Genomic DNA, 11,157 nt, shown 5'->3' with positions numbered 1-11,157 from the left:
TATATAGATTTATTAGATTGGACTTTGTAACTATTAACCAGTAGTCATTCTTGACTACACCATTATTATACTAGGAGATGAAAACATTGAGCGAATTTTTACTAAGCACCTCAAACCTCACCAAGCAGTTCGGGCGTCACAGGGCTGTGGATGGGGTGGACATCCATATCAAAAAAGGCGCGATTTATGGCTTTATCGGAAGAAACGGCGCCGGGAAAACCACCTGCCTGCGGATGATCAGCGGCCTCGCAAGCCCGACGGACGGGGAAATCGAAATGTTCGGCTATACCGGAAAGGATTTAAAAAATATCCGCTCCAGAGTCGGATGCCTGATTGAAGCTCCAGGGCTTTATGGAAGCATGACTGCATACGAAAATATGCAAATAAAGTGTAAGCTGTTCGGTATAAAAAAGCCAGGCTACATTGAGGAAATCCTGCATACCGTAGGACTTGCAGACACTGGAAAGAAAAAGACAAAACATTTTTCCCTCGGTATGAAACAACGGCTGGGAATCGGACTCGCTCTGATAAACGAACCTGACCTGCTGGTGCTGGATGAGCCGATTAACGGCCTGGACCCTCAGGGAATCGCCGAAATACGCGATACGCTCCACCGTCTGAGAGATGAACGGAATATGACTATCCTGATATCCAGCCATATCCTGGAAGAGCTGTCCAAAATTGCCACCGACTACGGCATCATCCATAACGGCTGTCTCATCCAGGAGCTGACACGAAAAGAACTGATGAAACGGTGCAGCGAACGAATCGAACTGACACTCTCCTGCCCGGAACAGGCGGTTCCTGTTTTGGACAGGATGGGCTTTGTAAATTATCAGATTGTAGACAAAGAGCATATCCATGTATTCGAACGGCTGAACGAGAGCGCCGGCCTGAATACAGAGCTTGTAACATCAGGGATTTCCGTAAGGGAGATTTCTTTGAGAAACGAAGAACTGGAAACTTATTTTCTGAATCTGACGGGAGGCGCTACACATGTTTAATATGGTTCGAATGGATTTATACCGGATGTTCCGGACGAAAGCCCTGTATGTCATCTGGATTGTCATGGCTCTTACCATGCTGCTTACTACTGCTTTAAGCCTTATGGCTCAGGAGATGCCGGAGCCGCAGGAATACATACAGCAGGAAACAGAGGAAAATGTAAACCTCGGTATGAGCGTGAGTCTTCCCACCCTCCCCGGAGAACAGATTACCGTGCTGGATGAAGTCTACGCAAATACCACCGCAAAGTTTACCGCCCTGTTCCTTGTCATCTTCGCAGTCCTCTTTGCCACTGCCGATATAAACAGCGGATACGTCAAAAACATCGGCGGACAGGTGCCAAACCGCGGGGCTTTGTTCTTATCAAAAACCGCCGCAATGCTTGTATTTACTGCCCTTACCATGATTGGCTACGTACTGCTTCAGGCGCTCTTCTGCCGGATATGCTTCGGATATCTTGTCTGGGGAAATATCTCCGCGCTGCTATGGTATCTCGGTATCCAGATTCTGCTCCACTACGCGCTTACGCTCATCTGTATGGCAATCGCGGTAGTGCTGAGAAATAACGTTTTCAGTATGATTATCGTTATCTGTCTGTGCGGCGGGATTTCGGCGCTAATTTATGGCCTGATTGATAACCTGATGCACAAACTGGGCGTTCAGGATTTTCAGATCATGAAATACACAGTAACAGGGCAAATCGCTATGGTGCCCTTGGAGCCTTCCTCCGGCGATATCTTGACGCCTGCCGTGATTTCTGTGGCGTTCCTTCTGGCCATGTCATTCATCGGAAGTACTGTTTTTGCAAAAAAGGACTGTTAAACCATGTATATTATAATCGGATTTTTACTTCTTATCATTTTCATACAGACATTCCTTCTATGGAAATACCAGCGGCAGGTGAAAGACATCTGCCGCCAGCTTGCGTTTCTGCTGAAGCACGACAGCAATATGCCCATAACCCGCGACATAGATTTCGGAAGTATCGGGAAACTGGCAGATCTCCTGAATGAATACCTGGCTTCCAAACGCCGGGAGCATGCGCAATACCGCAAAAAAGAAAAAATCATTTCCGATACTTATACGAATCTTTCCCATGATATCCGTACCCCGCTGACTTCTCTGGACGGATACTTCCAGCTTCTGGAGGAGTGCGGCAGCGCAGATGACAGACAGAGATACCTGACAGTCATTCGGGAACGCATCGAAAGCCTGAAAGAAATGCTGGAAGAATTATTCACATTCACAAAACTGAAAAATGAAACCTGCCCGCTGGAACTGACCCGCTGCTGTATCACCCAGATTTTGAAGGAAACCGTATTTTCTTACTATGAGGATTGGACAAAGCTTGGGATAAAACCGGAAATCCTGATTGCCGAAGAACGCCTGTATCTTCTTGGAAATCCCCCCGCGCTCCGCCGCATCATCCAGAATATACTGAAAAATGCTGTAGAACACGGGGAGAAAAAAATAAAAATCGCTCTCTACTCAGAGGGAAAACAAATCCTTCTTGCTGTCAGCAATCAAGTGACGCACCCGGAGCAGATTGACGTAACAATGATTTTCGAACGTTTCTACAAAGCCGACGAAGCACGCAGCAGGACTTCCACCGGGCTTGGGCTTGCCATCGCAAAAGAACTGGCGCTGCGGATGGCGGGAGAAATCAAGGCAGACCTTACAGAAGATATCTTTTGTATCGTAATCCGCTTTCCGGTCACTTCACCCAATGACTAATATTTTTTTATTGAAACTATCCCTCCATTTGGGTATACTAAAAGAAAATATCCAGAAAGAAGAGGCAAAGATGAACGTTATTGATTTACACGTACACTCCAACTGCTCTGACGGCACGCTAAGCCCCGCAGAGTTGGCTGCATACGCATTAAAAAAGAAACTGGCGGCAATCGCCCTGACAGACCACGACACCATTGACGGGCTCGAAGAATTATTTTCTGCCGCCAACGGGACTGGCCTTGAGGTCATCTCCGGTATTGAGTTTTCTACGGAATTTCATGGAAAGGACGTCCATATTGTCGGCCTGGACTTCGATTACAAACTGCCGGAATTCTGCCGACAGCTTACGCGTTTCCAGAATTCCCGGGACATCCGCAATGAGAAAATGATACAATTGCTGCGCAAAGAAGGCATTGATATTACCTGGGAAGCTATGGAAACGGAATATCCGGACGCTGTCTGGACACGGGCGCATTTTGGGAAATTCCTGCTGGAGCACGGCTATGTGAAAGAGATTTCCGAAGCCTTTTCCCGCTACCTGGGAGACGACGCCTGCTGTTTCATCCCCCGTGAAAAGGTGACCCCCGCTCAGGCAGTCCGCTTAATCCGGCTCGCCGGTGGAATCCCTATCCTGGCGCATCCTATGCTGTATCATTTGGACGAAGCTTCTATGGACGAACTGATTACCGGTCTGAAGAAAGAAGGACTGATCGGTATTGAAGCTCTCTACTCCACTTACTCGGCAGAGGATGAAGCGCATGTGCGCATGCTGGCAGAGAGGCATGGGCTTTGTCTTTCCGGCGGCTCTGATTTCCACGGCAGCACGAAACCAAACATTGATTTGGGCGTTGGAAAAGGGAACCTGAAAGTGCCTTATACATTCCTGGAAGAACTTCGCATGGCTTGCTGCCGGGAACAGGAAGCCAAAGGCTGAACTGTTACAAAAATCATAATAAATGGAGGAACTTATGACATTCAGAGAACAATACATGAAAGGTGAACTGCCTTTTGACGCTATTTTCGATTACACAGACGAATGGAATTACGGCGGTGCAGACTGCACCCTCAGAGAATATCTGGGACTGACTCCTGAAGAAGAGGATGTCTGGGTTTCCGAGAGCGACGAAGCGCTGGAGACTCTGCTGGAAAAGGAAAAGAACCGGAAAATCATTTTCCTGGATTTAGACGGCACGCTTCTTAATGACGAAAAACAATTCACGCCCGGAAATCGAAAAGCTATCAAACAGGCGCTGCGCGCAGGACATCAGATTGTAATCACCACCGGGCGCCCCCTGTTCAGCGCTCTGGCACAGGCAGAAGATTTAGGGCTGACGGGTAAGGGATGCTATATCATCGCTTACAATGGCGGTGAAATCTATGATACCTCAAAAAAAGAGAGTCTTTACAAAAAAACGCTTCCCCTTCCTTACATTCGGCATATCTTCGATGCCGCCAGGGAAATGGGGCTGCACTGCCAGACCTACAGCGACACGGAAATCCTTACAGAAGCCGATACGGACGCGCTTCAGTTCTATATGGAAACAACACGTACCCACAGCCGCATCGTTCCTGATGTTATCGCGGCGCTCGAAAAGGAACCTGTAAAAATGATTGTCATAGACATCCATGACCACGAAAAGCTGGTGCGTTTCCGCACTGCCACTGAAAACTGGTGTCATGGAAAAATGGATCGGGTATTCTCAAGCCCCTCCTATTTGGAACACGTCGCCCCCGGCATTTCCAAAGGAAATGCTGTCCGCATCCTGTGTGAGCACCTGGATATCTCGATGGAAAACACGATTGCCGCCGGAGATGCCGAAAACGATATTTCCATGATTCAGGCCGCCGCCATAGGCGCGGCAATGGCAAACGCCGAACCCGCCGTCAAAGAAGCCGCGGACTACATAACCAAACGCACCAACAATGAGGACGGCGTTTCTGAGATTATCGGAAAATTTATGCTTGGAGATTAGCTATACAACCGCCTATTCCCGCGAGCAACGAACCAAGTGACTGCTTACGGGCATTTGGCGACTGCTGCGAGGGGCGTTTCAAGTTTGATGCCCCGTTGCTTGCAGCGGGGTCTTCGACTTTATCAAAAACAACACGCGCCCCGCTCTCTTCCATCTGCGGACAAAAGGCAGCAGGAACAACAAACTGATTCCCAGACCCGCCGCCAGCAGTACAAAAATTCCGGCAGGCTCCCCCCAGTTTTCCACTGGAAGGCACTTCAGCGTCAGAACGAGGATTGGCTTATGCAGCAGATAAATTCCAAAACTGCACCTGGCCGCATCCTCTATCAGCCGTACAGCCCGTCTGCCCGGCATACCAGCCATGCGGCGTATCCCTTCAAACAGCGACAATCCCATAACGAAGATGCACGCGCTGCTGTACCACAGCAGACGGTTGGATTTATAAAATTCATTCGCATACAGATAATACTGCGCCGCCGTATTCAGAAGGAAACAGCCTCCCCCTGCCAACAGAAGGTATTTCCCTTTGATCTTTTCCAGAACTCCCTGGGCAATAAAATATCCACCGAGCAGGTACAGCACATAAACACCTCCCAGCAAATCAAAATCCAGCTTCAATTTCAGCGGCGTCCCGCCCGGAACTGCTTCCGCCAGAAATACATTTACCGTAGGAATGACCAGAAACGCGGCGACCCCTGCCAGATAAGGCAACCGGAAAGCGCCTGGCCCTTTTGCTCCCCGGACTGCCATAGACAAGAAAGGCAGCGCCAGGTATAACCCGATAATCATCGGCATATACCACATATGTGACAGCTCCAGAGTCCGCAGGAACAGCATTTCACAGACCAGGTCTGCCAGCGAAAACTCCACATCCTGAAACACACACACAAACACATAATTCAGCACGATCCAAATTTCTGTAGTACCCACCAGCGGAAACAGCGACTTCCGGTAGAATTTTCCAGGTTCCAGCTCCCTGCCGAGCAAAAGCGCTCCTGTAATCGCCAGAAACAACGGAACCCCCAGCCTCCCCACCGTAAATAAAGTATTTTCCAACATCCAAAGCCCTGTGTCAATTCTAGCTTCCCCGCGGACAACCGCGCCGTAGAAGCTCTCTGTGGCATGGCAGAGCACGACACAGAACACTGCGCATACCCGCGCATAGTCAATCCAGCCTTTTCTCTCCCTCATCTGTGCGCCTTTCTGCGGAAATCCGCTTGGAAATCAAATATCTCGGCCTCCCTTTGACTTCCTCATAAATCTTCGATATGTAATAGCCGATAATTCCCAGGCTAATCATTATCACGCTTCCGATTATCAAAATCAACAGAATTACCGTGGTAAACCCTTCCACCGCATGTCCCATAAAGAACTTCGCCAGCGTCTGGACTCCCATAATCATTGCAAAAAGAAACACAAAAAAACCAGCCACCGTCACAAGCTGCATAGGAACGGAAGAAAACGCCACGATATTCGTAACCGCATATTTCACCAAAGACCAGGTAGACCACTTAGACTCCCCAGCCTCCCTCTCCTGCACATCAAACTCCACAGACGCCGTCTTATAGCCAATCCAGGAGGACAGTGCCCGGAAAAACGCATTCTTTTCCGGCAGCGCCAGCAGCGCGTCCACCGCTTTCCTGTCCATCAGTTTAAAATCCGAGGCGCGGGACATGTCAATCCCCACCGCCTTGGAAATCATCCGGTAAAACAGCCCTGCGCTGGCCCGGTGCATGACGCTCTCCCGTCCCCTGCTGCGCTTTACGCCCTCGATTACTTCATATCCCTGTTCCCACAGCCTGTACATCTCCACCAGAGCTTCCGGCGGATGCTGCAGGTCACAGTCCATCACGGCACAGCAGTCCCCGGACGCATTTGCCAGCCCCGCAAAGATTGCCGCTTCCTTTCCAAAATTCCTCGAAAAATGAATCCCTGCAATATGGGGATTTCCTGCTGCCGCCTTCTCAATTTCCGCCCAGGTGCCATCCCTGGAACCATCATTCACAAATACCAGCTCATAAGGAATCGCCGCTTCCTCCAGAACCGAGCTGATGGTTCCTGCCGCCTTAGCAAGCATTTTTTCCTCATTGTAAGCAGGTAAAACTACTGATAACATGCCTAAAACACATCCTCTCCCCAGTACGCCATTCACACAGCCAGCACATAAAATGCGCTGGCCTGCCTGAACTGTTATCAAGCTTCAAACTATTTTCTGTGTACTGGCTCCTAATATAAATACTTCCCGGCAAGCTCTCTCAGCCTTTCCGGATAAGCGGAAAACCACTCGTCAAAAGTCATGTCTTCCGCCTCCACTGCCTTTCCCATCTCTACGAAAAATGCAGGCATATCCTTCTGCAGCATCATGCCCCACTCCTCTCCAAACCGCTCCTCTCCTTCCGAATCAGAGCCATTTACATGGAAAGTAAATGCCGGTTCTACCACGCCGTCCACCCGTTTTACGCCGCCATGAAAGCCCAGCGTCCCGATCTGATGCGTCCCGCATGAAGAAGAACAGCCGGAAATGTGGATACGCGGCAGCACGCCATCCGCAAAGCCGTGCTTTCTCACTTCCTCTATTACTGCCGCCAGCGCTCCCTGGGAATCTCTTAGACCAATCTGGCAGATACTGCTCCCAATGCACGATACCGAAGTCTCAAACAGGTTCTGCGCGCCGTCCTCTGTCGCTGCTTCTACTTTCACGGCTTCACTGCCGTTCAGATTTACCACATAAACCGTCTCATCCGGCCCAATGCGCAGCTCCGCGTCCTTCATATCTTTCAACAGTCCATACAGCTCTCCAAACTTCGTGACAGCTGGGACCCCGCCCAGCGGATGCCATGCCACTGCATACAATCCTTCCTGTTTCTGGGGAATAATGCGCTTCCCGGACGCTTCCGTACCGTCCTCCGTTTTTTTCAAAGTTTCAGGTTCTGTATTGATTTTTAAGTTCTCTTCCGCTTTCACCTGCGCCAGCTTTTCCAGAAACGCCGCCCGGTAACCCTCTGCCCCCAGCTTGTCCTGCATATAGCGCGTCCTGGCTCTGCCCCGGTTTTCATAATCACCATATGCTACAAACGTATCAACCATTGCTTTTACATAGTACAACACGTCCGACGGTTCTACATGTTCCGCAATCTTCACGCCCATGCGGGGATTTTTCCCCAGTCCTCCGGCGCTGTACACCGTAAACGTTCCGTCCGCCTGTGCCGCAAATCCCAAATCGCGGAATGTGGCATGTGTTTCATTTGCCGGCGAATTCGAAAAGCAGACTTTCAGCTTTCTGGGCATTTTCACTGCTTTTATCATACCCAGGAGATAGTCCGACACAGCTTCCGCCATCGGCAGCACATCAAAATACTCGCCCTGCTCTGCCCCGGAAAGCGGAGACGCCATCACATTCCGCGGAAAATCCCCGCCGCCCCCTCTGGTAACAATACCTGCATCCAATGCCTTTTCTATAAGTTCGCATGTGGCTTTTGCTGACAAATTGTGGAACTGCACCGTCTGGCAGGTGGTAAAATGTACTTTGTCAATCCCGTATTCCTCTATGGCGTCTGCGATAAATCTCAGTTTCTCCTTTGTCACACGCCCACCCGGCAGACGCAGACGAAGCATGCTCGCCCTGCCGCCTTTTTGCGCATAGCTTCCGAATCCTCCGGAAAACCCTTTATATTCTTTCGTGCTCACTTCCCCTGCATAAAATTTCTCTGTCATCTCCTGGAATCCGGCAAGCTCCCCCCGGAACTCCTGCAATAGATTTTCCATCCGTTTTTCCTCCATTTTCTATTATACATTCCCGAAACAACCCGTTTTTGCTCAAACAGTTACAAACTCCTCACTACATTTTGCTGCATCCTTTCCGGAACTATACATCAAAGCTTCTTCCCCAAAGCCTTTTTCCGAAAAATATTCTAAAACAGAACCCAGCTGCCGGGAAATCCATTTATCCCTATGATACAATAGCTGTTTCCAAACTTCAACCTCAAATCCGGGCACATCCAGATATACCAGCTTTCCTTCCGCTGCTTTTTGGGCTGTCACATAATCAGGCAGAAAAGAAACCCCCTCCCCCGTCTCCACAAGCCTGCTGATGAGCTCTGCGCTCCCTGTCTCTAAAATCGGCTGTATTTCCAGAGACATCCCTGCAAGCTTCTCATCCATCAGACGGCGGTAACTCATATTTTTTTCTGTCAGAAGAAACGGCTCCTGTATAAGCTCCTGAATACGCAGCCCTTTTTTCCGGCTGACGGGCGTTCCCGCTTTTGCCGTAAAATGCGTACATACCTTCTCTTCCTTCACAATCACATATTCCGCATCGTAAATATGGCTGTCCAGAGTCAGAATCGCGTCCACCTCATTATGGTTCAGCAGGCGGAACATCTCTTCCGTCTCTGCCGTAATGATTTTCAAAGAGATTCCGGGATACTGTTCCCGAAAATCCCGAAAACCTGAAGATACCATAGATGTACACAGAGAATCCGCCATAGCCAGGCGCACATGCCCCCGAACATCTTTCTCCTCCCTCATATGATCCTTCAGTTCCTGTGTCAGCCGGGTAATCTGATGGGCGTATCTCAGCAGCTCATGCCCCTCCTCTGTCAACGCTACCGTATGGCTGATACGCTCAAACAGCCGGACATTCAGCTCTTCCTCCAGCTGTTTAATCTGAAAAGAGACCGTCGACTGGGAATAGCCCAGTTTCTGTGCCGCCTTTGTGAAGCTATTCATCTCCGCCGCCTGTATAAAAGTAGCCAGATTTTTAATATCCACGCTTCCGCTCCCCCATATAAAAAGTCACCATGCACTCTAAGTACATCTATTATCGAAATTCTTAATCCTAAATATCAATTTCATCAATTAGACAGATTCTGCTATTCATTATATACTGAACAGTAGAAAAATACAACAAAAGAAGCGAACTTCCAACTGTACAAAACTGATGCAGAACACGCATGAAAAAAAGAACGTTTGAAAGTAAACTTCTAAATCACCAAGATGATGCAGCATATGCGTCAGAAAGAGGAAAAACATGATAGTAGACTTTATTCAGGCAGTTTATCAGCTGCTGTGGGGCGATTTGATAACGATTCCCCTTCCCGGCGGAAGCTCTGTAGGGCTTTCCTTATTGATTCTTATTCTTGTGCCTTCAGGTATCTATTTCACCATCAAGACCCGGCTTCTTCCCATTCGGATGTTCCCGGAAATGCTTCGGCTGATAACAGAGAAAAAAACTTCTTCAAAAAAGGGCGCGCTGTCCGGCCTGCAGTCCCTGATTGTATCCACTGCCACACGGGTGGGCATGGGAAATCTGGTAGGCGTAGTGGCTGCCATCTCAGCCGGAGGCGCAGGGGCAGTTTTCTGGATGTGGGTACTGGCGCTGCTCGGTTCTTCTACTGCTTTTATAGAAGCAACCCTGGCACAGCTCCACAAAGAACCAGATCCCCTGTACGGCGGCTACCGGGGAGGCCCCGCATATTACATCCATCATCTGTTTGTAAAGAAAGATGGCAGACGGCGCCGTTCGATAATTGCCGCATTGTTTGCCATATCCGGGCTTATCTGCTGGTGCGGCATCAGCCAGGTTATCGGCAATTCCGTTTCCTCTGCCTTTGACCACGCCTTCCATATCCCGCCGTTCTGGACTACTGCAATTCTGGTACTGATAGCGGCAGTCGTCGTGCTGCGGAAAAATGCCACTGTAAAAGTTCTTGATATCGTCGTCCCGGTTATGGCAGGGGCATATTTCCTGCTTACGCTATTTATCATCATAAAGAACATGCATCTTCTGCCGGATGTATTTAGCAGAATTTTCTCCGAAGCATTCGGGCTCCGCCAGGTTGTCGCGGGCGGCTTCGGCGCCGTGCTTATGAACGGCGCAAAGAGAGGTTTATTCTCTAATGAGGCAGGCTCCGGCTCCGCTCCTTGCGCTGCCGCGGCCGCAGAGATGGATCATCCGGTAAAGGTAGGTCTTTTGCAGGCTCTGGGCGTATTTATTGATACCATTGTTATCTGCAGCTGTACCGCCATGCTGATGCTCCTTGCCCCGGCAGAGTCTATCCAGGGACTGGAGGGAATGGATTTGCTCCAGACAGCCATGCGTCATCACATGGGAGACTTCGGTGTGATTTTTACAGCTATCGTACTGTGGCTGTTCAGTTTCTCCACCTTCCTGGGCATCCTGTTCTATGCCCGCTCCAATGTCGCCTACTTGTTTGGAGATAACTGGACATCTCAGACCCTTTATAAAGTCCTGGCTCTGGTAATGCTCTTTATCGGAGGGCTGGCTGCTTACACCTTTGTATGGGATTTGGGCGATATCGGAATTGGGCTTATGACAATCTTCAATATGATTGCACTCTTCCCTTTGTCAAAAGAAGCGCTGCGCCTGCTTCGGGAATACCAGGCCGGACGTAAGAAAGTTACATCAAAACATGATTAATCCACA

General features: G+C 49.5%; 10 protein-coding genes. 6 read left to right on the top strand and 4 right to left on the bottom strand.

The window, feature by feature from the left end; all coding sequences use genetic code 11:
• Nucleotides 1-77: 77 nt before the first annotated feature.
• The 5 genes from NFR99_RS02505 (at nucleotide 78) to NFR99_RS02485 (ending at nucleotide 4,712) form a co-directional block, all read left to right on the top strand.
• A complete protein-coding gene (locus NFR99_RS02505; RefSeq protein ID WP_120482327.1) occupies nucleotides 78-1,004 on the top strand; it encodes an ABC transporter ATP-binding protein in 927 nt (308 codons plus the stop codon).
• A complete protein-coding gene (locus NFR99_RS02500) occupies nucleotides 997-1,827 on the top strand; it encodes an ABC transporter permease (protein ID WP_120482329.1) in 831 nt (276 codons plus the stop codon). Before NFR99_RS02505 ends, NFR99_RS02500 begins: the two co-directional genes overlap by 8 nt.
• A gap of 3 nt (nucleotides 1,828-1,830) precedes the next feature.
• Complete coding sequence (locus NFR99_RS02495) at nucleotides 1,831-2,739, top strand: sensor histidine kinase (protein ID WP_251352539.1); 909 nt, start codon at nucleotides 1,831-1,833, stop codon at nucleotides 2,737-2,739.
• Nucleotides 2,740-2,809: 70 nt separating this feature from the next.
• Entirely contained in the window at nucleotides 2,810-3,673 is an 864-nt protein-coding gene (locus NFR99_RS02490; RefSeq protein WP_120482333.1) for a PHP domain-containing protein, read from the top strand.
• A 34-nt stretch (nucleotides 3,674-3,707) separates the two neighbouring features.
• Nucleotides 3,708-4,712: a Cof-type HAD-IIB family hydrolase gene (locus NFR99_RS02485; RefSeq protein WP_158604813.1), complete on the top strand. Its 1,005-nt coding sequence runs from the start codon at nucleotides 3,708-3,710 to the stop codon at nucleotides 4,710-4,712.
• Between the two features lie 78 nt (nucleotides 4,713-4,790).
• Here the strand turns inward: NFR99_RS02485 and NFR99_RS02480 are convergent, their stop codons facing one another.
• From NFR99_RS02480 to NFR99_RS02465, 4 genes are all read right to left on the bottom strand, one after another.
• On the bottom strand, nucleotides 4,791-5,903 hold the full coding sequence (locus tag NFR99_RS02480) for an acyltransferase (RefSeq protein ID WP_135974402.1): 1,113 nt from the start codon (nucleotides 5,901-5,903) through the stop codon (nucleotides 4,791-4,793).
• Complete coding sequence (locus NFR99_RS02475; RefSeq protein ID WP_120482339.1) at nucleotides 5,878-6,828, bottom strand: glycosyltransferase family 2 protein; 951 nt, start codon at nucleotides 6,826-6,828, stop codon at nucleotides 5,878-5,880. Before NFR99_RS02475 ends, NFR99_RS02480 begins: the two co-directional genes overlap by 26 nt.
• Nucleotides 6,829-6,938: 110 nt before the next feature.
• Complete coding sequence (locus tag NFR99_RS02470; RefSeq protein ID WP_251352537.1) at nucleotides 6,939-8,477, bottom strand: nitrite/sulfite reductase; 1,539 nt, start codon at nucleotides 8,475-8,477, stop codon at nucleotides 6,939-6,941.
• Nucleotides 8,478-8,528: 51 nt separating this feature from the next.
• Nucleotides 8,529-9,482: a LysR family transcriptional regulator gene (locus NFR99_RS02465; protein ID WP_120482343.1), complete on the bottom strand. Its 954-nt coding sequence runs from the start codon at nucleotides 9,480-9,482 to the stop codon at nucleotides 8,529-8,531.
• Between the two features lie 259 nt (nucleotides 9,483-9,741).
• Here NFR99_RS02465 and NFR99_RS02460 point away from each other — a divergent pair, with 259 nt between their 5' ends.
• The gene (locus tag NFR99_RS02460) at nucleotides 9,742-11,151 is read left to right on the top strand and encodes an alanine/glycine:cation symporter family protein (protein ID WP_135974406.1); all 1,410 of its coding nucleotides are present in this window, start codon (nucleotides 9,742-9,744) and stop codon (nucleotides 11,149-11,151) included.
• Nucleotides 11,152-11,157: the final 6 nt, after the last annotated feature.

This window comes from Hominisplanchenecus murintestinalis (assembly GCF_943193015.1).
GTDB lineage: Bacteria > Bacillota > Clostridia > Lachnospirales > Lachnospiraceae > Hominisplanchenecus_A > Hominisplanchenecus_A murintestinalis.
Note: the sequence above shows the minus strand (reverse complement) of the source record. Positions and strands in the feature narration are given on the sequence as shown.